Annotated in this window: 26 protein-coding genes and 1 tRNA gene; 10 read left to right on the top strand and 17 right to left on the bottom strand. The window is 61.8% G+C overall.

The features are described from left to right. Window positions 1–11: 11 nt before the first annotated feature. On the bottom strand, window positions 12–563 hold the full coding sequence (gene infC / locus UB48_RS04955) for a translation initiation factor IF-3 (RefSeq protein ID WP_174242331.1): 552 nt from the start codon (window positions 561–563) through the stop codon (window positions 12–14). After that, window positions 563–2,485 carry a threonine--tRNA ligase gene (gene thrS, locus UB48_RS04960; RefSeq protein WP_045194537.1) on the bottom strand — a complete coding sequence of 641 codons (1,923 nt, stop codon included), beginning with the start codon at window positions 2,483–2,485 and terminating at the stop codon, window positions 563–565. The genes infC and thrS overlap by 1 nt, the downstream gene beginning before the upstream one ends. A 384-nt stretch (window positions 2,486–2,869) precedes the next feature. On the opposite strand from thrS, the gene UB48_RS27260 reads away from it, so the two are divergent. Together UB48_RS27260 and UB48_RS04970 are read left to right on the top strand one after the other, a co-directional pair. Further along, window positions 2,870–3,172, top strand: a complete 303-nt coding sequence (locus tag UB48_RS27260) for a hypothetical protein (RefSeq protein ID WP_082075393.1) — start codon at window positions 2,870–2,872, stop codon at window positions 3,170–3,172. 163 nt (window positions 3,173–3,335) lie between these two features. Continuing rightward, window positions 3,336–3,548: a cold-shock protein gene (locus UB48_RS04970; protein WP_007956027.1), complete on the top strand. Its 213-nt coding sequence runs from the start codon at window positions 3,336–3,338 to the stop codon at window positions 3,546–3,548. 131 nt (window positions 3,549–3,679) lie between these two features. Here the strand turns inward: UB48_RS04970 and UB48_RS04975 are convergent, their stop codons facing one another. Together UB48_RS04975 and UB48_RS04980 are read right to left on the bottom strand one after the other, a co-directional pair. After that, complete coding sequence (locus UB48_RS04975) at window positions 3,680–3,997, bottom strand: I78 family peptidase inhibitor (RefSeq protein WP_045194542.1); 318 nt, start codon at window positions 3,995–3,997, stop codon at window positions 3,680–3,682. Between the two features lie 130 nt (window positions 3,998–4,127). Continuing rightward, window positions 4,128–4,430: a hypothetical protein gene (locus tag UB48_RS04980; RefSeq protein ID WP_045194544.1), complete on the bottom strand. Its 303-nt coding sequence runs from the start codon at window positions 4,428–4,430 to the stop codon at window positions 4,128–4,130. Between the two features lie 192 nt (window positions 4,431–4,622). On the opposite strand from UB48_RS04980, the gene UB48_RS04985 reads away from it, so the two are divergent. After that, window positions 4,623–4,832, top strand: a complete 210-nt coding sequence (locus tag UB48_RS04985; RefSeq protein WP_045195702.1) for a hypothetical protein — start codon at window positions 4,623–4,625, stop codon at window positions 4,830–4,832. Here UB48_RS04985 and UB48_RS04990 read toward each other — a convergent pair. From UB48_RS04990 to UB48_RS05020, 7 genes are read right to left on the bottom strand one after another with little or no spacing between them, the layout of a single operon-like run. After that, window positions 4,804–5,817: a nucleoside hydrolase gene (locus UB48_RS04990; protein WP_045194546.1), complete on the bottom strand. Its 1,014-nt coding sequence runs from the start codon at window positions 5,815–5,817 to the stop codon at window positions 4,804–4,806. The genes UB48_RS04985 and UB48_RS04990 overlap by 29 nt on opposite strands. Before the next feature lie 30 nt (window positions 5,818–5,847). After that, window positions 5,848–6,252, bottom strand: coding sequence for a D-ribose pyranase (gene rbsD / locus UB48_RS04995; RefSeq protein WP_045194548.1), 405 nt, complete (start codon window positions 6,250–6,252; stop codon window positions 5,848–5,850). Then, window positions 6,249–7,157, bottom strand: coding sequence for a ribokinase (gene rbsK / locus UB48_RS05000; RefSeq protein WP_045194550.1), 909 nt, complete (start codon window positions 7,155–7,157; stop codon window positions 6,249–6,251). Before rbsK ends, rbsD begins: the two co-directional genes overlap by 4 nt. Before the next feature lie 14 nt (window positions 7,158–7,171). Next, window positions 7,172–8,194 (bottom strand): LacI family DNA-binding transcriptional regulator, encoded by a 1,023-nt coding sequence (locus UB48_RS05005; protein WP_045194552.1) that lies wholly within the window; start codon window positions 8,192–8,194, stop codon window positions 7,172–7,174. Window positions 8,195–8,198: 4 nt separating this feature from the next. Further along, the gene (locus UB48_RS05010) at window positions 8,199–9,191 is read right to left on the bottom strand and encodes an ABC transporter permease (RefSeq protein WP_045194554.1); all 993 of its coding nucleotides are present in this window, start codon (window positions 9,189–9,191) and stop codon (window positions 8,199–8,201) included. Beyond that, window positions 9,188–10,738, bottom strand: a complete 1,551-nt coding sequence (locus tag UB48_RS05015) for a sugar ABC transporter ATP-binding protein (RefSeq protein ID WP_045194557.1) — start codon at window positions 10,736–10,738, stop codon at window positions 9,188–9,190. Before UB48_RS05015 ends, UB48_RS05010 begins: the two co-directional genes overlap by 4 nt. Window positions 10,739–10,785: 47 nt before the next feature. Further along, on the bottom strand, window positions 10,786–11,745 hold the full coding sequence (locus UB48_RS05020) for a sugar ABC transporter substrate-binding protein (RefSeq protein ID WP_045194559.1): 960 nt from the start codon (window positions 11,743–11,745) through the stop codon (window positions 10,786–10,788). A 336-nt stretch (window positions 11,746–12,081) separates the two neighbouring features. Between UB48_RS05020 and UB48_RS05025 the strand changes: the two genes are divergently transcribed. The 3 genes from UB48_RS05025 (at window position 12,082) to UB48_RS05035 (ending at window position 14,304) form a co-directional block, all read left to right on the top strand. Further along, window positions 12,082–13,170, top strand: a complete 1,089-nt coding sequence (locus UB48_RS05025) for an asparaginase (RefSeq protein WP_045194561.1) — start codon at window positions 12,082–12,084, stop codon at window positions 13,168–13,170. Window positions 13,171–13,335: 165 nt separating this feature from the next. After that, window positions 13,336–13,605, top strand: coding sequence for a DUF1654 domain-containing protein (locus UB48_RS05030; protein ID WP_045194563.1), 270 nt, complete (start codon window positions 13,336–13,338; stop codon window positions 13,603–13,605). Between the two features lie 6 nt (window positions 13,606–13,611). Beyond that, window positions 13,612–14,304, top strand: a complete 693-nt coding sequence (locus tag UB48_RS05035) for an endonuclease (protein WP_045194565.1) — start codon at window positions 13,612–13,614, stop codon at window positions 14,302–14,304. A 3-nt stretch (window positions 14,305–14,307) separates the two neighbouring features. Here the strand turns inward: UB48_RS05035 and UB48_RS05040 are convergent, their stop codons facing one another. From UB48_RS05040 to UB48_RS05050, 3 genes are all read right to left on the bottom strand, one after another. Next, window positions 14,308–14,733 (bottom strand): bifunctional (p)ppGpp synthetase/guanosine-3',5'-bis(diphosphate) 3'-pyrophosphohydrolase, encoded by a 426-nt coding sequence (locus UB48_RS05040; RefSeq protein ID WP_045194567.1) that lies wholly within the window; start codon window positions 14,731–14,733, stop codon window positions 14,308–14,310. Window positions 14,734–14,868: 135 nt separating this feature from the next. After that, window positions 14,869–15,441: an SPOR domain-containing protein gene (locus UB48_RS05045; protein WP_045194569.1), complete on the bottom strand. Its 573-nt coding sequence runs from the start codon at window positions 15,439–15,441 to the stop codon at window positions 14,869–14,871. A 266-nt stretch (window positions 15,442–15,707) separates the two neighbouring features. Beyond that, window positions 15,708–15,784 (bottom strand) — tRNA-Val (locus UB48_RS05050). A 186-nt stretch (window positions 15,785–15,970) separates the two neighbouring features. On the opposite strand from UB48_RS05050, the gene UB48_RS05055 reads away from it, so the two are divergent. Next, on the top strand, window positions 15,971–17,254 hold the full coding sequence (locus UB48_RS05055) for an FAD-binding oxidoreductase (RefSeq protein WP_045194571.1): 1,284 nt from the start codon (window positions 15,971–15,973) through the stop codon (window positions 17,252–17,254). 22 nt (window positions 17,255–17,276) lie between these two features. On the opposite strand, the gene UB48_RS05060 is transcribed toward UB48_RS05055, so the two are convergent. Further along, complete coding sequence (locus tag UB48_RS05060; RefSeq protein ID WP_045194573.1) at window positions 17,277–17,960, bottom strand: peptidase C39 family protein; 684 nt, start codon at window positions 17,958–17,960, stop codon at window positions 17,277–17,279. A 216-nt stretch (window positions 17,961–18,176) separates the two neighbouring features. On the opposite strand from UB48_RS05060, the gene UB48_RS27945 reads away from it, so the two are divergent. Continuing rightward, a complete protein-coding gene (locus UB48_RS27945; RefSeq protein WP_177329140.1) occupies window positions 18,177–18,353 on the top strand; it encodes a hypothetical protein in 177 nt (58 codons plus the stop codon). A 77-nt stretch (window positions 18,354–18,430) separates the two neighbouring features. Here the strand turns inward: UB48_RS27945 and UB48_RS05065 are convergent, their stop codons facing one another. Then, window positions 18,431–19,180 (bottom strand): TerC family protein, encoded by a 750-nt coding sequence (locus UB48_RS05065; protein WP_045194575.1) that lies wholly within the window; start codon window positions 19,178–19,180, stop codon window positions 18,431–18,433. A gap of 32 nt (window positions 19,181–19,212) precedes the next feature. Further along, complete coding sequence (locus UB48_RS05070) at window positions 19,213–19,455, bottom strand: hypothetical protein (protein WP_045194576.1); 243 nt, start codon at window positions 19,453–19,455, stop codon at window positions 19,213–19,215. 137 nt (window positions 19,456–19,592) lie between these two features. Here UB48_RS05070 and nhaR point away from each other — a divergent pair, with 137 nt between their 5' ends. Next, window positions 19,593–20,489, top strand: coding sequence for a transcriptional activator NhaR (nhaR, locus tag UB48_RS05075; protein ID WP_045194578.1), 897 nt, complete (start codon window positions 19,593–19,595; stop codon window positions 20,487–20,489). A gap of 198 nt (window positions 20,490–20,687) precedes the next feature. Beyond that, the gene (gene sstT, locus UB48_RS05080) at window positions 20,688–21,899 is read left to right on the top strand and encodes a serine/threonine transporter SstT (protein ID WP_045194581.1); all 1,212 of its coding nucleotides are present in this window, start codon (window positions 20,688–20,690) and stop codon (window positions 21,897–21,899) included. The last annotated feature ends 95 nt before the right edge of the window (window positions 21,900–21,994 follow it).

Raw genomic sequence — 21,994 nt, forward strand, 5'->3', positions numbered from 1 at the left:
TGCCCTGGTGGTTATTTCTTTTTCTTGGGTGCGATGACCATGATCAGCTGGCGTCCTTCCATCTTAGGATGCTGTTCGACGGAACCGTATTCCAAAAGGTCAGTTTCGACCCGCTTCAACAGTTCCATACCCAGCTCCTGGTGGGCCATCTCACGACCGCGAAATCTCAAGGAAATCTTGGCCCTGTCCCCATCACTCAGGAAACGTACCAGGTTGCGTAGTTTTACCTGGTAATCCCCCTCCTCCGTCCCTGGACGAAACTTGATTTCTTTAATCTGGACCTGCTTCTGATTCTTCTTGGCCTCGTTAGCTTGCTTCTTCTTTTCGAAGAGGTGCTTGCCGTAGTCCATGACCTTGCAGACAGGCGGTACTGCGTCGGCAGAAATCTCTACCAGGTCCAGCTTCGCTTCTTCAGCGATACGAAGCGCTTCATCAATCGAGACGATGCCAATCTGCTCGCCGTCAGCGCCAATTAACCGAACCTCGCGTGCCGAGATATTCTCGTTGATCGGGGCCTTCGGTGCAGCTCGTTTATCGTTTCTCATTTCACGCTTAATAGTAATTACTCCGATTCTTGGCGACCACGCCGGGAAACCGCTTGAGCGAGGAATTCAGCGAATTGAGCGACGGGCATCGAGCCCAGGTCAGCGCCTTCACGAGTACGCACAGCGACGGTTTGCGTTTCGACTTCGCGATCCCCTATAACCAAAAGGTAAGGGACCTTGAGCAAAGTATGCTCGCGGATTTTAAAGCCGATTTTCTCATTTCTCAAGTCGGACTTGGCACGGAACCCGCTTTCATTGAGAGTTTTTTCAACATTCTGGGCGAATTCGGCCTGCTTGTCGGTGATATTCATGATCACCGCCTGGGTTGGCGCGAGCCAGGCCGGGAATGCACCTTCGTAATGCTCGATGAGAATTCCGACGAAACGCTCGAACGAACCGAGGATTGCACGGTGCAGCATCACCGGATGCTTGCGGCCGTTGTCTTCGGAGACGAATTCTGCGCCCAGACGGATCGGCAGGTTGAAGTCGAGCTGCAGGGTACCACACTGCCAGACGCGGCCAAGGCAATCCTTCAGCGAGAACTCGATCTTCGGCCCGTAGAAGGCCCCTTCGCCCGGCTGCAGGTCGTACGGCAGGCCGGCGCTGTCGAGGGCGGCGGCCAGTGCGGCTTCGGCGCGATCCCACAGCTCATCGGAGCCGACACGCTTTTCAGGGCGGGTCGAGAGCTTCATTTCGATGTCTTTGAAGCCGAAGTCGGCGTAGACATCCATGGTCAGCTTGATGAACGCGGCGGATTCGGACTGCATCTGCTCTTCGGTGCAGAAGATGTGCGCGTCGTCCTGGGTAAAGCCACGCACACGCATGATGCCGTGCAGCGCGCCCGACGGCTCGTTACGGTGGCAGGCACCGAACTCGGCCAGACGCAGCGGCAGCTCGCGGTAGCTCTTCAGGCCCTGGTTGAACACCTGCACGTGGCATGGGCAGTTCATCGGCTTGATGGCGTAGTCGCGGTTTTCCGACTGGGTGGTGAACATGTTGTCGGCGTAGTTGGCCCAGTGGCCAGACTTTTCCCACAGCGAACGGTCAACAACCTGCGGAGTCTTGATCTCCAGGTAGCCGTTGTCGCGCTGAACCTTGCGCATGTACTGCTCGAGTACCTGGTACAGGGTCCAGCCGTTCGGGTGCCAGAACACCATGCCCGGCGCTTCTTCCTGGAGGTGGAACAGGCCCAGGCGCTTGCCGATTTTACGGTGGTCGCGTTTTTCTGCTTCTTCGATGCGCTGAATGTAAGCAGCCAGCTGCTTCTTGTCGGCCCAGGCGGTGCCGTAGACGCGCTGCAGCTGCTCGTTTTTAGCGTCGCCGCGCCAGTAGGCGCCGGACAGCTTGGTCAGCTTGAAGGATTTCAGGAAACGGGTGTTCGGCACGTGCGGGCCGCGGCACATGTCGACGTATTCTTCGTGGTAGTACAGGCCCATGGCCTGTTCATCCGGCATGTCCTCGACCAGGCGCAGCTTGTAGTCTTCGCCGCGGGCCTTGAACACTTCGATCACTTCAGCGCGCGGAGTGACTTTTTTGATGACGTCGTATTCGGTGTCGATCAGCTGCTGCATGCGCTGTTCGATCGCCGCCATGTCTTCGGGCGTGAAAGGACGCTCGTAGGCGATGTCGTAATAGAAGCCTTCATCGATGACCGGACCGATGACCATGCGCGCAGTCGGGTACAGCTGCTTGACCGCGTGGCCGACCAGGTGGGCGCACGAGTGACGGATGATCTCCAGCCCCTCTTCGTCCTTGGGCGTGATGATTTGCAGGCTGGCATCGTTCTCGATCAGGTCGCAGGCGTCGACCAGCTTGCCGTCGACCTTGCCGGCGACGGTGGCTTTGGCGAGGCCCGCACCAATGGATGCGGCGACTTCGGCAACCGAAACTGCCTTGTCGAATGAACGTTGACTGCCATCGGGAAGAGTAATAATGGGCATGGCGCCTCCTCTCCTAGTGGTGACCCCTACCAAAGGTCACGTGGGTTGGGATGAGCCAGTACGCGATCCGCCCCTGTCTTTGCACAAGCAAAGCCTGCCTCACAGTGGCAGAAGCCCGAAGGCCTGCCAGGGAACGAACCAGAGTGACTGGAATAGTAAAAAAACAGTTGGGAGCTGCAAGCTGCAAGCTGCAAGAAACAGCCGGCGGCGAGCTCAAGCCCAGCATGCTAGCACAAAGCTTTCGGGCGATTGCGGGCAGATTGACCGGCTGGGCAGAAATATTCGCAAATTGAGCTTTGGCGGTGAACTTGCGCGGATTTTTTCCGCTCAGAGTTTGTGAAGCGTCCTACTCTTGTGAGACTCGACCCCAAGGAGTGTTTGGTTATGCGACTTCAGTCTCTTCTGGCCCTGGCGGCTGCCTCTGCCCTGCTGCTGCCGTTGGGAGCCCATGCTGGCAAACTGCCCGGCAACTACCAGTCGACCTGCGTAGCGCAGGCGCAGAAGCAAGGCCTGGCAAAGGATAAAGCCGAACAGCACTGCAAATGCGCCGGAGACGTGCTCCAGAAAAATCTCAGCGACAAAGAGATGAAAGACCTGGATACCCTGGAGGATGGCGTTGATGCGGCGGTAATGGAGCGCGCGCAAAAAAATATTGCAGCGGTCTGCGGCCCGAAAAACCCGAAATAATAGGGCCTTTGGCCAGTTATCCATCGCTAATTTGCTCCAGATCAGCAATCTGCGAAGGTAAAAGGGGCTACAAGCCCATAATTAGACTATGATGGTCGGCGTGCACCCTGTTGGCCTCGGCAACACCGCACTACTGAAAATCATGTTTCCTGGAGATACACCCATGTCTAATCGCCAAACCGGCACCGTAAAATGGTTCAACGATGAGAAAGGCTTCGGCTTCATCACTCCACAAGGTGGCGGCGACGACCTGTTCGTTCACTTCAAGGCTATCGAAACCGACGGTTTCAAAAGCCTGAAGGAAGGCCAGACTGTCTCCTTCGTTGCCGAAAAAGGCCAGAAGGGCATGCAGGCTGCACAAGTTCGTCCAGAGTAAGATCTGACCGAATAAAAAAACCCGTCCTTGTGGCGGGTTTTTTTGTGCCTGGGATTTGGGAGCGGGCTTGCTCCGCGATAGAACCAGTAGTGGCCCTATCGCGGGTCAAGCCCGCTCCCACAGAGACCGTTTTAGCCGCAGTTTACGCGGGTGATCACGCCTTGTTCGTCGGCGTTGAGGTTCAGGCGCTCGGAGCGGTACTCCAGGGTCATGACGTCGTGAGGCTTGAGCACACGGGCCAGTTGCGAGCCGCTGGCTTTACGCGCCTGCTCGAGCAACTCGGGGGTGGCCGGCTTGCCGATGGCGAACTCGGCGCCGCTGGCCTGGCAACGGCCATCGGTGTTGGCAGTAGCCTGCGGGGCCTTCGACGAAGAGCCGCCAGTGCTGCTGCAACCTGCCAATACGGCGACAGCCAACAGGCTTACCAATGATGCACGCGTGCGGAACATGAATCCTCCTTAAATACTTGAATGCTGCCTATGTGACAGCACTCCTGGTTTTTCGTTGCAAAACCGGACCATTGTGCCCGAGCCAGAGCGCTCCAGGCCAAGGCTAATCGTGACCGGATTTTGCGCAAGCTCAATACAGGTCGATGTAATCGCTGGCAGGTTTGGGCCAGTTATTTTTCAGGGCGTTGTACACCTGGCGTATCCAGCGCTCGTCATCGGCCACCTGCGGGCCGACACAACCGGAGCCCGCCGCCCAGGTTTCCAGACGAAAGGCCAGGCCCTGCAGTTCGCGACCACCGGTGACCTGGGACAACCAGGCGATGCCCTTGTGATTGACCCGCAGCTGGTTGTGAACCGCACCATTGCCGGCCACCAGCAGGGCCCGGACGTTGTCGAGGGTAAAGTCGTTGGGGTTGTTGAGGTCGATCTGCACTGCGCTGTCCCGGCAAGCTAAAACACCGATAGTTTGCCACGCCCCCTGCGCTTATGCCTAAGTCGCAGTGCGATGCAGGCGGCGGCCATGATTTACTGCAGCTATCGGCGGAGCGCAGGCCAGCCTCCCCTTCAAACGCCAGGGCCCGGCATTTGAACCGACAGCGCGCGCAGGTTTCACTCGAGAATGTTCATGACAAGCCACATCATCGATGCCGACATCAAGGTCAAATGGCCCGAGGGCCAGAGCGCCTACAGCCCGGCCAGCGCCGAAGAACTGCTGCTGATCGCCCTCGACTTGCTGGTCAAGGACCTGGGCCCGGACGACGCACGCAGCTACGTCGACCAGGTCTTTGAGCGTTACAGCCAGCCGGTTATGGCAGACGCGCCAGACGGGCACTGAGCAGATCAAAAAAGCCCTGGGCATCCCCCTCGGTAATCCAGGTGACGTTGCCCGGCTCTTTCAGGGTGCCGTACCAGTCGGTAATGGTCTGGCCGAAGGTCGGGCCGTCGCGGCTGTCGACCTGCATGAACACCTGGCGGCCGCGGAACAGTTCGGGCTTGAGCAGGTAGGCAATCACCGTGGTGTCATGCACCGGGCCGCCAGGCATGCCGTAGTGCTTCATGTCCTGCTTGATGTAGGCGTTGAGGATATCCACCACGCGCTTGCTCGCCCCATTGTTGAGGTCGGCAATCTGTTTGAGCCGCGCCTCGCTGGTCAGCACCTTGTGGGTGACGTCCAGCGGCAGGTAGGTGAGCTTGACCCCGCTATTGAGTACCACTTCGGCAGCGTGAGGGTCGGCGAACAGGTTGAACTCGGCCACCGGGGTGATATTGCCGCCATTGAAGTGGGCACCGCCCATGACGATCACTTCCTTGATGCCATTGACGATTTCAGGCGCTTCAATCAGCGCCAAAGCCAGGTTGGTCTGCGGGCCGAGCATGGCGATAGTGATGCTGTGCGGCTTGGCGCTGCTCAAGGTGTCGATCAGGTAACGCACCGCACTGCCGTTGGCCAGCCCCTTCTGCGGCTCGCTGACCGTTACCCCGGGCAAGCCTTCTTCGCCATGGATATCGGCGGCGTAGATCGGCGTGCGCACCAGCGGTTTCGGTGCGCCGGCGTATACCGGAATGTCTTCGCGCCCGGCCCATTCGCGGGCCAGGCGGGCATTGCGCGAGGTCTTCTCGAGTCGCACGTTGCCGGCCACGGTGGTGATGGCGCGAATCTTCAGTTCATCTGGCGAAGCCATGGCCAGGAACAGCGCCACCACGTCGTCAGCGCCGGGGTCGGTATCGATAATCAGGTCAATGGGCGCCGCCTGGGCGCCAGCTGAAAGCACGGACATCAGCAACACTCCTTGGAGCAAACGTTTGGCACAGCTCAACATAAGACACGTCCTTATGATCAGATGGAACAGCTAGAAGGTCACCCCGGCAACCAAGGCAATGTTGCTGTAGGGCTGGCACTCGCCGGTGCGCACGATGGCGCGGGCGCTGCGGCTCAACTGCTTGAACTCTTCGTGACTGAGCAAGCGTCGGGCGCCCAGTTCGCCCTGGGCGGTCAACTGCTCGACGGCGGTCAGGCCCGGCGGCTGATGCTGAAGGATTTCCTCCGCCAGCACGTGGCTTTCGACCTGCATTTCCGTCAGCACAATGCGCAGGGTGCTGGCGAAATCCGGAATACCCGGGGTCAGCGCCAGGTCGATCAGCTCCACCCCCGCCGGCACCGGCAAACCGGCATCGCCAATCAGCAGGATGTCGCCATGGCCGAGGGAGGCGATCAGGCGCGACAGGGCAATGTTCAGCAAGGGCGTCTTCTTCATGGCTGCAGCTCGCTCAAGTGCGGGATTGAAGGCTGCGCACCGGCGCGGGTGACCGACAGGGCCGCTGCACGCTGGCCGAAGGCAATCGCCGCGCCCTGCGCTTCGCCACGCGCCAGGGCCGCGGCGAAACCGCCGACAAAGGTATCGCCGGCCGCCGTGGTGTCCAGCGGCTGCACCACTGGCGCCGGGAAATGCCTGAACACCTGGCCATCGGCAAACAGCGCGCCCTGGGCACCGAGGGTGACGATGACCTTGCCAACGCCCATGCCCAACAAATGCGTGGCGGCCGCCTTGGCGCTGTCCAGGTCGTTGACCGGCAGCCCGCTCAGGGCCTCGGCTTCGCTTTCGTTGGGGATCAGGTAGTCGATATGGGCAAACCATTCGGCCGGCAGCGGGCCGCTGGCCGGTGCCGGGTTGAGGATCACCGTCTTGCCCAGTGCCCTGCCCCGCTCAAGGGTGTAGGCGACGGTGGCCATCGGCACTTCCAGCTGACAGATGATCACCTCGGCGTTTTGCAGCAACGCATCAAACTGCTGTACTGATTCGGGCAGCAACTGGCCATTGCCACCAGCAACAATGACGATGGCGTTCTGGCTGGCGGCATCAACCACGATCAGCGCCACGCCACTGGACACCCCGGCAGCGATGCTCACTGCCTGGCAGTCGATCTGTTCATCAGCCAGGGCCTGGCGCAGTTGCTGGCCGTAAGCGTCGTCACCGACGCAGCCGACCATCGCCACCTGCGCGCCCAGGCGCGCCGCCGCCACCGCCTGATTGGCGCCCTTGCCACCCGGCACGGTGACGAAGCTTTCGCCCACCAGGGTTTCGCCGCCGCGCGGCAGGCGCTGGGCACGCGTCACCAGGTCCATGTTCAGGCTACCTACCACTACTACATTGGCTTGCATGTGCGGGCTCGTTCTCAGCGGTAATCATTGAAAAGGTCGGGGCGCGGCGCGGTGGATTCGCGCAGGACGATGCTCGGCGCGACGATGCGCTGCTCTGGCGCGCCTCGCAGGGGTTCGGCGATGCGCCGCAGCAGCAGTTCGGCGGCGCTCTCGCCCAGCTCGCGGATCGACTGGCCAACGGTGGTCAGCGCCGGGAATACGTACTGGCTGATCTGGATATCGTCGAAGCCGATCACCGACAGCTCGCTGGGCACGCAGATGTTGCGTTCGGCGGCAGCGCGCAATACGCCGATGCCGATCATGTCGTTGCCGGCAAAAATCGCCGTCGGCCGCTCGCCTTCGAGCAGCGCCGCTGCCGCGCTATAGCCACCGATACTGGTAAATTGGCTACTCAGCAGCCACTCCTGGCGCGGGCTGACCCCGGCTTCGGCCAGCGCCCGGTGGAAACCGGCCAGGCGCAACTGGGCGACGCTGGTGGTCGCCGGGCCGCCGATGCAGGCGATGTCGCGATGGCCGAGCTCGAGCAGATGGCGGGTCGCCAGATAAGCACCCTGTTCGTGATCGATACGTACCAGGTCGGCGGCCACGCCTTCCAGGGCGCGGTCGACGATGACCATCGGCGTGCGCACGCTGGCCAGGCTGTCGAGCAGGTCGTTGTCTTCACCGACCGAGGCGACGATCAGGCCGTCGATGCGTTTTTCCAGCAGCACGCGCAGGTAGCTGCGCTGCTTTTGCGGGTTGTCGTCGGAGTTGCAGAGGATCACGCAGTAGCCGTTGCGCTCGCAGCCGTCCTCGATGCCACGGGCCAGTTCGGCGAAGTACGGGTTGACGCTGTTGGGCACCAGCAGGCCGATGGTTGCGGTGCTGCGCGCCTTGAGCGAGCGCGCTACGGCGCTGGGCACGTAGTCGAGCTCAGCGATCGCCGCTTCGACCTTGAGGCGCACCGGTTCACTGACCGGGCGGGTCTTGTTCAGTACATGCGACACGGTGGTGTAGGAAATCCCCGCCAGTGCCGCGACATCTTTGATGGTTGCCATTGTTTCAGTTCCGCCTGCGCGCGCGCCGGCTGCGGTAGGTGTCGAGGACCACGGCGATGACGATCACCGCCCCGGTGATAATGCGTTTGGTTGGCTCCGAAGCGCCGATCTGCGCCAGGCCTGCGGCCAGCACCGAGATGATCAGCACGCCAAAGAAGGTGCTGATCACCGAGCCGCGCCCGCCCATCAGGCTGGTGCCACCGATGACCACGGCGGCGATCACCTGCAGTTCAAGGCCGGAGCCGGCGTTGGGGTCGGCGGCTTCCAGGCGGGAAATCTGGAACAGCGCAGCCAGCCCTGCGAGCAGGCCCATCAGCGAGAACACCAGGATCTTGTACGGGCGCGGGTCGATGCCGGCCAGGCGCACCGCCTCTTCGTTGGTGCCAATGCCGATCAGGTAGCGGCCGAACACCGTGCGCGTCAGCACCAGCTGGGCGAGGATGATCACCAGCAAGGCGATCAGGAACGACGGCGAGATGCCAAAAGCCAGCGGGTTGGACAGCCAGGCAAAGGCATCGCCGATGTAAGCGGTGCGCGAATCGGTCAGCTGGTAGGCCATGCCCCGGGCCATTTCCAGCACGCCGAGCGAGACGATAAACGACGGAATGCGCCAGGCCACGGTAATGGAGCCGGTGATGCTGCCGGCCAGCGCCGCCACAGCCATGCCGAGCAAGGCGGCTGGCATCACGCTCCAGCCCCAGCCGAGCATCGCCACGCTGACCGCGGAACCGGCCAGGGCCAGCACCGAACCCACCGACAGGTCGATGCCGCCGATGATCAGCACGAAGGTCATGCCCACCGCCAGCACCATCAGGTCGGGGATCTGGTTGGCCAGGGTGCTGAAGGTGGCGTAAGACCAAAAGTGGCTGCTCAACAACGAGAACAGCACGATCATCGCCAGCAAGGCGCCGGCCAGGCCCAGGTAGGTGCCGAGGCCGTAGTAGCTGCCGCTGCGCTTGGCGCTGGGAGCAGCGGTGTCCAGTTGGGTGGTTTTCATGGGGTCGTCCTGGGCGCCGCTTCGTGCAGCAACGCATCACGTTTCTGATAGCCGGCAAAGGCTGCGGCCAGTAGTTGGTCCTGGGTCCAGCTGTCACGCTCGAAGGTGTCGATCAGGCGCCCGGCACTGAGCACACCAATGCGGTCGCAGATCAGCATCAGCTCGCGCAGGTCGCTCGACACCACCACCAGCGCCTTGCCCTGGCGCGCAAACTCCGCCAGCAGGCCATAAATGTCGAACTTGGCGCCGACGTCGATGCCGCGGGTCGGCTCATCGAACAGCAGCACCGAACAGTCGCGCTCCAGCCAGCGGCCGATCACCACCTTTTGCTGGTTGCCGCCCGACAACTCGCCGACCACCTGCTCGGGGCTTGAACTGCGGATACGCATGGCGGCGATCTGCCGTTCGGCCAGTTCGCGCTCGGCGCCGCTGTTAACGATGCCGGCGCGGGAAATCGCTGGCAGGTTGCCCAGGGCGATATTGGCGCTGATCGACTGGCTCAGCAGCAGGCCTTCGCCCTTGCGGTCTTCAGTGATCAGGGCAATGCCCTGGCGCACCGCCGCCACCGGCGAATCGACGCGCACTTCACGCAAGGGATTGCCCAGCTCGATAGTGCCGCTGTCGGCGCTGTCGGCGCCGAAAATCAGCCGCAGCAGCTCGGTGCGCCCGGCGCCGATCAGGCCGGAGATGCCGAAGATCTCGCCGCTGCGCACCTCGAACGAGACGTCCTTGACCTTGTCGCTACGGCCCAGGCCGTTGACCTTGAGGATCGGCGCGCCGATGTTGCGCACGCCCAAATCGAAATGCTCGCCCAGCTCGCGGCCGACCATCAGGTTGACCAGTTGCTCGCTGTTGTAGCGCTGCATCGGCTCGACGCACACCAGCTTGCCATCGCGCAGCACGGCAATGCGCTGGGCGATGCGCTTGAGTTCTTCGAGGCGATGGGAGATGTAGACGATGGCCACGCCGCGCTGCTGCAGGCGCTCGATCTGGGTAAACAGCAGCTCCACCTCGCGGGCGGTGAGCATCGCCGTCGGCTCATCGAAAATCAGCACATGGCAGTCGCCAATCAGGTTGCGGGCAATCTCGACCATCTGCTGATGGCCGATGCCCAGCTCGCCCACCGGGGTGTCCGGGTCGATGGCATCCAGGCCGACCTGGGCCATGGCCGCCACCGCCAGTTGGCGCAGGCGTTTGCGGTTGATCCAGCCGGCGCGCCCGGGCAAGTTGTCGAGAAACAAGTTCTCGGCCACGGTCAGGGTCGGCAGCAGGTTGAGCTCCTGCATGACCATGCGCACGCCCAAGCGCTCGGCCGCGGCGCGGCTACCGGGCTGGTACGGCTGGCCCTGGTAAAGCATATGGCCGGTGGTGGGCCGTTCGAGGCCGCCGATGATTTTCGACAGGGTGCTCTTGCCTGCGCCGTTTTCACCGGTCAGGGCCAGCACTTCGCCCCGCCGCAGGCTCAGCTCGATATCGCCGAGCACCGGCTGCGCGTAGGTCTTGCCGATGGCGCTGACTGAAAGTACGACATCCGCAGTCGCTGACATTGCCTGTTCTCCTGGCGCCCACCCCGTGGCAGGCGCGCACGCTGCGACTAGGGTTGGGTAACCAGCTCGACCGGGGTCTGGATGACGTTGTCGGCGTCGACATCGGTTTTCTCACCCTTGAGCATCTTCAGCGCCGCCTCGATGCCGAACACCGCCTGCTTGGCGGCGTACTGGTCGGCGGTGGCAAGCACGCGACCGTCCTTGAGCATCGGCTTGATGGCGTTGATGTTGTCGTAGCCAACCACCTGCACCTGGCCAGCCTTGCCTGCGGCGCGCACCGCCGATACAGCACCCAGGGCCATGCTGTCGTTGCCGGCCAGCAGAGCCTTGAGGTCGGGGTTGGCGTTGAGCAGGGAGGCGGCGACGGCATTGCCCTTGGCAATTTCCCAGTCGCCCGATTGCACCGAGACCACCTTGATCTGCGCCGCTTCCATTGCATCCTTGAAGCCAGCGGTGCGCTGCTGGGCGTTGGTGGTGGTCGAGACGCCTTCGATAATGGCCACCTGATCGCCGGCCTTGAGCTTCTGCCTGGCCAGGTATTCACCGACCAGACGCGCGCCCTTGCGGTTGTCGGGGCCTACGAACGGCACGCTGAGGTGTTTGCTCTTGAGCACCTTGGGGTCGAGGCGGTTGTCGATGTTGATCACGGTGATGCCGGCATCCATGGCCTTTTTCACCACCGGCACCAGGGCCTTGGAGTCGGCCGGAGCGATGACCAGGGCGTTGACCCCGGAGACGATCATCTGCTCGACGATACGGATCTGGTTACTGGAGTCGGTCTCGTCCTTGATGCCGTTGGACACCAGCTCGAACTCATTGGCGTGGTCTTTCTGGTAGGCCTTGGCGCCGTCTTCCATGGTCAGGAAGAACTCGTTGGCCAGCGATTTCATCACCAGCGCGACTTTCGGCTTGGCGTCGTCGGCCAGGGCGTGGGAAACGGGTGTGGCGAGGGACAGTGAGGAAAGTACGGCGAGCGCCAGCAGGCGTCCAGCAAAGGGCAGCTTCATGGGTTTACTCCGGATCTTATGATTTTTATCGGGCCGCAAACGTTTGCGTTAACTCACTATGAAAACGTAACCAAATTTTGTCAAATCCGCTGCCGCAGGCCATTTGGAAAGTGAATGTAGGAATTATCCTCAAAACAACCGGAAAACCGAACACCTCCTGCACACAATATTCGGAATTCCGAATAAATAAAACGCTTCGACCATCTTTCGCGAACCGCTGTAACCCACGGAAAATCAATAGATTGAAGATGAAAACCGACGAACGGCTGTTCTGGTACGGAATCTGCCTCTGTTAGCGCGTTACACAGCGAACTCCAGACACAAGAGAGATCAACGATGAAAGCTGCGCTTAATTCCTTCGTTCCGGGCGCTTTGGCCCTGCTGCTGTTACTGCCCGCAGGCGTCAACGCCAAGGAAGTCGAAAACCAACAGAAACTGGCCAACGTGGTGATCCTCGCCACCGGTGGCACCATCGCCGGCGCCGGTGCCAGCACCGCCAACAGCGCCACCTACCAGGCCGCCAAGGTCGGTGTCGACAAGCTGATCGCCGGCGTTCCGGAACTGGCCACCCTGGCCAATGTGCGCGGCGAACAAGTGCTGCAGATCGCTTCCGAAAGCATCAGCAACGAAAACCTGCTGCAACTGGGCAAGCGCGTTGCCGAGCTTGCCGACAGCAAGGATGTCGACGGCATCGTCATCACCCACGGTACCGACACCCTGGAAGAGACCGCCTACTTCCTCAACCTGGTAGAGAAAACCGACAAGCCAATCGTCGTGGTCGGTTCCATGCGCCCGGGCACCGCCATGTCGGCTGACGGCATGCTCAACCTGTACAACGCCGTGGCTGTTGCCAGCAACAAGGATTCGCGCGGCAAGGGCGTGCTGGTCACCATGAACGACGAGATCCAGTCGGGTCGCGACGTCAGCAAATCGGTGAACATCAAGACCGAAGCCTTCAAGAGCCAATGGGGCCCGCTGGGCATGGTCGTCGAAGGCAAGTCCTACTGGTTCCGCCTGCCGGCCAAGCGTCACACCGTAGACTCGGAATTCGATATCAAGAAAATCAGCAGCCTGCCTGCGGTCGACATCGCCTACGGTTACGGCAACGTCACCGACACCGCCTACAAGGCCCTGGCACAAAATGGCGCCAAGGCGATCATCCACGCCGGTACCGGCAATGGCTCGGTGTCTTCTAAAGTAGCCCCGACCCTGATCGACCTGCGCAAGCAAGGCGTGCAGATCATTCGCTCCTCCCACGTCAATGCCGGCGGCTTCGTGCTGCGCAACGCCGAGCAGCCTGACGACAAGAACGACTTCGTCGTCGCCCACGACCTGAACCCGCAAAAAGCCCGGATCCTGGCCATGGTTGCAATGACCAAGACCCAGGACAGCAAAGAGCTGCAGCGGATCTTCTGGGAATACTGATCAAGTAGCCCCCAAGCGCTTGCCCGCCCTGTAGGACGGGCAAGCCTGCCTCCCCTACCCTGGCAAAAAATACTTTAAACAGACCGCAGCAAATGGCGCGGTTTGCGGTCACATGCGCTCTTTCACCGACGAGCTGTTGCGAAATTGCTTACAGTAAAATACTGTATGCGCATACAGCTAAAAAAGGAACGCTTTGTGGCCACCACTTCCGCCCCTGCCAGCAGCTACGAGCAACTGGGCACCCGCATCCAGAAAATCATCAATTCCCCCACTGCACAAAAAGCCCGGGCCGCGCTGATCTTCCGCCTGGAGCACGAAACGCCTGAAGACTGGGCCACCCTGCTCGACGAAATCGCCGAGAACGACAACGTCACCCTCGCCTACCGCGATGACGGTGGCGTGCAGATTTTCTGGGTTGTGCCGAAGGAAGATTGAAAGCGCATGAGATTTCCGGTTTTTGCAGTAGCTTGTTTGTTGTTCAGTGTCACCACCGCCCACGCCGATGCACCGCGCACCTTCAGCGAAGCCAAGAAGGTCGCCTGGCGTTTGTATGCGCCGCAGTCCACCGAGTTTTATTGCGGCTGCAAATACAATGGCAACAAGGTCGATTTGCAGGCCTGCGGGTATGTGCCGCGCAAAAATGCCAATCGCGCCTCGCGCATCGAGTGGGAGCATATCGTCCCGGCCTGGCAGATCGGCCACCAGCGCCAGTGCTGGCAAAGCGGCGGGCGCAAGAACTGCTCGCGCAATGACAAGGTTTATCAGCGCGCCGAGGCCGACCTGCACAACCTGGTGCCGAGCATTGGCGAGGTCAATGGCGACCGCAGCAACTTCAGTTTCGGCTGGCTGCCCGAGCAGCGCGGACAATACGGCTCGTGCCTGACCCAGGTGGATTTTAAAGCCAAGAAGGTCATGCCGCGGCCGTCCATTCGCGGCATGATTGCGCGCACCTACTTTTATATGAGCAAGCAGTACAGCCTCAAGCTGTCCAAGCAGGACCGCCAGCTGTACGAAGCCTGGAACAAGACCTACCCGCCGCAGCCCTGGGAGCGCCAGCGCAACCAGCGGGTGGCTTGCGTGATGGGCCATGGCAACGAGTTCGTCGGCCCGGTCAACCTCAGCGCCTGCGGTTGAGGCTCAGGCCAGCGCCTGCAGGTAGGCGCTGGCCTGCTGGTAACGGGCCAGGCGGGCGATGTCATCGGGGCCGGGCATGGGGATGCGCGACAGGTCGCTGTTGTCGGCCAGATCAGCCAGCTTGACCACCCGCGCCAACGGATCATCGCCGACCCGCACCACGAAGGCTTCGTAGCTTTCGTCATCGCGCCGGCTCAGCGCCTGCACGGCGGCCAGGATCTTCAGGGCGAAGCCTTCGCGGGCAAGGTCAGAGAGGGTCATCGGTGAATCCTCGAGCACGTCGTGGAGCACCGCGACAATGCGCTGCTCGGCCGTCGACACCCTCAGCATCACCCGCAACGGGTGGAGGATATAGGCCGTCCCGCCTTTGTCGCACTGCCCTTCATGTGCCCTCGCCGCAACCGCAATGGCCCGCTCCAGCGTAGACATATGGCCCTCCTGCTCAGCGCGGCTGGCGTCGTAGACGCGCCATGCTGTAGACATCGATCAACTCACCGTCACGCATAGCATAGTCAATCAGTTGAGAATGAATACCTCGCCCTCATAACTCTCAACCTTAATAAACTAGCGCGGGGCGTCGTGCTGGATGACGATCGAGTCGGTGCCCAGGCGCGCCATGACATCGGCTTGCTGCGCCTCGGCTTGCGCCTTGTCGGGATAAGGGCCGAGCAGCACCACCGGCTTGCCGTTGCGGTAGACCACCGAGGACGGAATCTGCTTTTCGATCAGGCGTGCGGTCATGTCGCTGAGGGCGCCCATATTCGCACCCTGGACGATCTCGACATCCCAGCCTTGGGGCGCAGGTTTGTCTGCCGCAGCGTCGGCGGCGCGCTGCAGGTCGGCGCCACCGCATTTTTCGCGAATGGCCAGGTTGCTGCCCTGGTCGGCAATAATGAGCTGATAGTCGCCCGCGGCCTGCTTGATCGCCACGTAGCTGCGATACGGCACGAACACGCCGGCGTCGTCCTTGCCGCGCACCTGGCCGCAAATAATGCCTTGCTGGTCGAATCGCACGTTGGCGAACTTGGCTGTCTTGGGGTTCTGCAGGTGTTCGGCCACCTGGTTGTGCACGCCTTCGACTTCGTTTTCGCAACCGGCCAGAGCCAGCACCGCCATTACCACCGCCACTTTGCGCACGCGTCTATCTCCTGAATGCAAGCGGCGGATTTTAGCATCTGCAGGCAGGGCAATGGTTACTATCGACGGCTTATCGCGATCACTGTGGGAGCTGGCTTGCCAGCGATGAGGCCCGCGCGGCTGCCGCCTGAATTGCGACCGCTTCGCGCTCGATCGCTGGCAAGCCAGCTCCCACAGGGGCATTGGCCAGCCTTGGGACTGAAATGCAAAAAGGGCGACCCTTGCGGATCGCCCTTTTTGTTACCACACAGCAGTGTGGATTTGTTTGGTAGGCACAATTGGATTCGAACCAACGACCCCCACCATGTCAAGGTGGTGCTCTAACCAACTGAGCTATGTGCCTGCTGTGGGGCGCATTCTACCCAATCGCCGAAAGGTGTCAACTCTTTTTTTAACGCTAAGCCACTGAATATCAAAAGTATTTGCCAAAAGCCGGGGTAAAGGATTTTCAACACACGACTAGCGGGTGTTTATTATTATTGATAGCATCGGTACAGTCGTAAAAAATATAAAACAGAGGTTTCGCAGCATGGCCAATACCCCCTACCCTCAGTCCTACTACGCCGCATCGGCCAATCCGGTTCCGCCGCGCCCGGCGCTGCAGGAAGAGGTACAGACCGATGTCTGCGTGATCGGCGCCGGCTATACCGGCCTGTCCAGCGCCCTGTTCCTGCTGGAGAGCGGCTTCAAGGTCACCGTGCTGGAAGCTGCCAAGGTCGGCTTTGGCGCCTCGGGCCGCAACGGCGGCCAGATCGTCAACAGCTATAGCCGCGACATCGACGTCATTGAACGCACCGTCGGCCCCAAGCAGGCACAACTGCTGGGCCACATGGCCTTTGAAGGCGGGCGCATCATCCGTGAGCGCGTGGCCAAATACAACATCCAGTGCGACCTTAAAGACGGTGGCGTGTTCGCCGCCCTGACGCCCAAGCAGATGGGCCACCTGGAATCGCAAAAGCGCCTGTGGGAACGCTTCGGCCACACTCAGCTGGAGCTGATGGACCAGAAGCGCATCCGTGAAGTGGTCGATTGCGACCAGTACATCGGCGGCATGCTCGACATGAGCGGCGGCCACATCCACCCGCTGAACCTGGCCCTGGGCGAAGCTGCCGCGGTCGAGTCGCTGGGCGGCAAGATCTACGAGCAATCGCCGGCCATCCGCATCGAGCGCGGTGCCAACCCGGTGGTGCACACCCCACAAGGTAAAGTACGCGCCAAGTTCATCATCGTTGCCGGTAACGCCTACCTCGGCGGCCTGGTGCCGGAACTTGCCGCCAAGTCGATGCCCTGCGGCACCCAGGTGATCACCACCGAGCCGCTGGGCGAAGAGCTTGCGCGCAGCCTGCTGCCGCAAGACTACTGCGTCGAAGACTGCAACTACCTGCTCGACTACTACCGCCTGACCGGCGACAAGCGCCTGATCTTCGGCGGTGGCGTGGTGTACGGTGCGCGCGACCCGGCCAACATCGAAGCGATCATCCGCCCGAAAATGCTCAAGGCCTTCCCGCAGCTCAAGGACGTGAAGATCGACTACGCCTGGACCGGCAACTTCCTGCTGACCCTGTCGCGCCTGCCGCAAGTGGGCCGCCTGGGCGACAACATCTATTACTCCCAAGGTTGCAGTGGCCACGGCGTCACCTACACCCACCTGGCGGGCAAGGTGCTGGCCGAGGCTCTGCGTGGCCAAGCCGAGCGTTTCGATGCCTTCGCCGAGCTGCCGCACTACCCGTTCCCGGGTGGCCAACTGCTGCGCGTACCGTTCAGCGCCCTGGGCGCCTGGTACTACAGCCTGCGCGATCGTCTGGGCTTCTAAGCCCCCTGCCCGGCTCGCGCCGTCACTGCCCCAGGGCGCTGACGGCCTGCCGGGCCGCTTGTTCCTGGCCCGCCTGGGCCAGGTCATTGGCCGCTTTCAGCCAGCGCTGACGGTCAACCTGGGCTGGCAACTGGCCCGGCTGCTGCACCAGCACCGCCCAACTCCCCTGCTTTTGCCAGGCTGATTCGAAGTCATCGAACTCCATCAGCAGGCGCCGGTTCATCCCTGCCCGCAACAATACCCGCTGCTTGTAACGGTCATAGCCGACCAGCAAGGCATAGCGTGGCTCGCTCCAGAACGCTGAACCTTGCTGAAAACGCAGCAACACCGGGTTGCCCGCCGCTACCTGCGCCAGCAAGGCGTCCAGGCGTGGTTCGAGCGGATACACGACCATGCCGTACTCGCGGCCCACCCGCGGGATCGCCTGCTCAAGCTGGTCGATGTGCTGCGGCAGGCCCAGCGATTTGTCGAGCAGCCCCGGAGTGATGCGCACCCCCTGTTGCGAGAGCAAGGCCGCCAGGGCCATCGAGGCGCTCTGGTTGGCTTCGCCACGGTAGAAAGGCACCGAGCCGATCTCGACCCGTTGCGGCAGGTTTTTCAGCTGGGATGGCGGCTGGCTGGCACAGCCGGCCAGGGCCAGGCCGAGCGCACAGGCCAGCAGCAGGCGGCGCGGGGTGAAGGCGGTTAGGGAAGTCGGTGCAGGCATGAACACTCGCTCGATGACGGCCGGCAGCCACTGCCCGGCCCTGAGCGCTGATCATAGGCTGGCGCGCGCCGTGGGTATAGCCCGTTGCAGGCTTAGAACAAAGCGGCCCAAGCCTCTAGACCATCGGTCAATAGCCTGCAACCTGCAACGGGCTAGACTGAAGACGTGTCCGCGTGGCGAGCCTCGTTGCCTTGGCGCGGATTTGAGGAGGCACACATGAGCCTGACAATGGCAATTTTGCTGCTGCTCGGCGCCTGGTTGAGCGTCGCTGCTGCCATGCTCTGGGGGGTGCTGCGCATCGCCCGGCGTCATCACCCGCACCATCGCATCCAGCCTGAAGGCAAAGACGCTGTACCGCTACGGCGCAGTCGCCGGCATGCCGGGGCGCATTAGACATCTTTGAAAAGCATCGCGGGGCAAGCCCGCTCCCACAGTGACTGCAGGAGCGGGCTTGCCCCGCGATGGCTTTATCAGCCCTCAACCGCCTCGCGCTTCAAGCGTGCCCGGCGCGACATGATGTTGAGGATCTCGATCGCCGTCGAGAAGGCCATCGCCGCATACACATAACCCTTGGGTACATGAGCACCGAAACCTTCGGCGATCAGGGTCATGCCGATCATGATCAAGAAGCCCAGGGCCAGCATCACCACGGTCGGGTTGTCGTTGATGAAGCGGGCCAGCGGGTCGGCGGCCACCAGCATCACGATCACGGCACTGATCACGGCAATGATCATGATCGGCAGGTGCTCGGTCATGCCCACGGCGGTGATGATGCTGTCGATCGAGAAGACGATGTCGAGCACCAGGATCTGACCAATCGCCGCAGCAAAGCCCAGGGTGATGGTCGAGGACGCCTTGGCTTCAGCCTGGGCGCGCGGGTCGACACTCTCGTGGATTTCCTTGGTCGCTTTCCACAGCAGGAACAGGCCACCGGCGATGAGGATCATGTCCTTCCAGGAGAAGGTATGACCGAATACATCGACCACAGGCTCGGTCAGCTGGACGATCCAGGCCACGGTGCTGAGCAGGCCCAGGCGCATGATCAGGGCCATGCTGATACCAATGCGCCGCGCCTTGGAGCGGTACTCTTCAGGCAACTTGTTGGTCAGGATCGAGATGAAGATCAGGTTGTCGATACCGAGGACGATCTCCATGGCCACCAGGGTGGCCAGGGCGACCCAGGCGGTCGGGCTTGCAGCGAGTTCCAACAAGTATTCCATGAATCAAATCCTGCATCGGGGTAAGGGGTGGGTCAGATGTCCTGGGCGCTGGCGTCGCGCTCGGGTTTGCCTGCCTTGTCGCTGCCTTCGGAGCCGGTGGCTTCGCTCAGGGCTTGCTGGGCGGCTTCGTTGGTTTTGTCGATGGCCTCCTTGGCCGACTCCGCCGCCTGGTTGAGCATTTGCTGGGCGGACTTTTCCGCCTGCTCGCAACCGCTCATGGCCAGCAGGGCCAACAGCAACACCAGGGGTGTACCGATGGATTTGAAGTGAAGCATCTGTGGGTCTCCATGCAATTAAATCGGTGCGCATTCAGGGGCACCGTGATGGCAAGGGATTCTAAAGAGCCAGATACATCAGGAAAATTCGTATTTTCAGCGGTTATACTTCGGTTTTTACGAATCGGGAAATCGCCATGCTCAATTACCGCCAGTTGCATTACTTCTGGGTAGTGGCCAAGACCGGCAGCATCGTGCGTGCCTGCGAGCAACTGAACCTGACCCCGCAGACCATCAGCGGGCAGATCACCCTGCTTGAGCAAACCTACGGCATCGAGCTGTTTCGCCGGGTCGGGCGCCAGCTGGAGCTGACCGAGAGCGGCCGGCAGACCCTGACCTACGCCGAGCAGATGTTCCAGATTGGCGGCGAGCTCGAGGCGATGCTGCGGGCCCGGCCGGATGAACAGCAGATACTGTTCCGGGTCGGGGTGGCCGATGTGGTGCCCAAGTCCATCGTCTACCGCCTGCTGGCGCCGACCATGGACATGGAAGACGCCCTGCGCCTGAGCTGCCGCGAAGACAAGCTCGAACGGCTGCTGGCAGACCTGGCGATCCAGCGCCTGGACCTGGTGATTTCCGACAGCCCCATGCCCAGCCACCTGGACATCAAGGGCTACAGCCAGAAGCTGGGTGAATGCGGCATCAGCTTTTTTGCCACACAGGCGTTGGCTGAACAGTACGGGCGCAACTTCCCGGCCTGCCTGCAACACGCGCCGCTGTTGATTCCCGGCCAGGAAACCGTGGTGCGCAGCCGCCTGCTGCGCTGGTTCGCCGAACAGCAATTACAGCCGCGGATCGTCGGTGAGTTCGACGACAGCGCCTTGATGCAGGCCTTCGGCCAATCGGGCAGCGGCATTTTCATTGCCCCCAGCGTGATTGCCGACGAGGTCTGCAAGCAGTACGGCGTCGAGCTGATCGGCCAGACCGACGCGGTCAACGAGTCGTTCTATGCCATTTCAGTGGAGCGCAAGGTCAAGCACCCGGGTATCGTCGCCATTACCGAAGGCGCCCGCCGCGAGCTGTTCAACTGGTAGCCGGCGTGGGTTCATCGCCGTTTGCAAAGGACGCACAGACTACACTTGCGTCCTACCGTCTGACGCAGCGCAAATACCAAATGTGCCCTGCTGTGCTAAAGTCGCGCCCTTTTTCTCGGCCCTGCCCCGCCAGGTGCCCCATGCTCCAGCGCCGTGGTTCGCCCACCGCGCCCTGAACAAGACAGAGAAACACCTGCCATGACCCCTGTTCTAAACCTGTTGAACCGCACCAGCCTGGTGGTCCAGATCATGATCGGCCTCGCTGCCGGCATTGCCCTGGCCGTGTTCGCCCCCACGACCGCCGCAAGCCTCGGCTTCGTCGGCAAGGTCTTCGTCTCCGCGCTCAAGGCGGTGGCGCCGATCCTGGTGTTCATCCTGGTCATGGCCTCGATCGCCAACCACCGTCACGGCACCGAAACCCATATCCGCCCGATCCTGGTGCTGTACCTGTTCGGCACCTTCGCCGCCGCCGTGGTCGCAGTGATTGCCAGCATGGCCTTCCCCTCGAACCTGGCGCTTAGCACCTCGGACGTTGCCTTGAGTGCTCCCGGTGGCATCACTGAAGTACTGCAAAGCCTGCTGCTGAGCGTGGTCGACAACCCGGTGAGCGCGCTGATGAACGCCAACTTCATCGGCATCCTGGCCTGGGCCATTGGCCTGGGTGTGGCCATTCGTCACGCCGGGGAGACCACGCGCACGGTGGTTGCCGACCTGTCCAACGGCGTGACTTTGATCGTACGCGTGGTGATTCGCTTTGCGCCGCTGGGGATTTTCGGCCTGGTCGCCTCGACCCTGGCGCAGTCCGGCCTGGACGCCCTGCTCGGTTACCTGCACCTGCTGGCCGTGCTGATCGGCTGCATGCTGTTCGTGGCGCTGGTGGTCAACCCGATCATCGTGTTCTGGAAGATTCGCCGCAACCCCTTCCCATTGGTGCTGCTGTGCCTGCGTGAAAGCGGCATCACCGCCTTCTTCACCCGCAGCTCGGCGGCCAACATCCCGGTCAACATGGCCTTGAGCGAGAAACTCGGCCTGCACGAAGACACCTACTCGGTGTCGATCCCGCTGGGCGCGACCATCAACATGGCCGGCGCGGCAATCACCATCACCGTCCTGACCCTGGCCGCCGTGCACACCCTGGGCATCGCCGTCGACATCCCGACCGCGATCCTGCTCAGCGTTGTCGCCGCTGTCTGCGCCTGCGGCGCCTCGGGCGTGGCCGGCGGCTCGTTGCTGCTGATCCCGCTGGCCTGCAGCCTGTTCGGCATCCCCAGCGAAATCGCCATGCAGGTGGTGGCCGTCGGTTTCATCATTGGTGTGCTGCAGGACTCGGCGGAAACCGCGCTGAACTCCTCCACCGACGTACTGTTCACCGCTGCGGCCTGCCTGGCCGAAGAGCGTCAAGCCGCCTGAGCTTGACCTGCAGCCGGTGCGTCCTGCACCGGCTGCTTGTGTTTTACCCTGTTGCGCACCTAGGCTAGAGGCCTTTCTTCGCATAGAGACAGGGC

The organism is Pseudomonas sp. 2(2015) (assembly GCF_000955865.1).
GTDB lineage: Bacteria > Pseudomonadota > Gammaproteobacteria > Pseudomonadales > Pseudomonadaceae > Aquipseudomonas.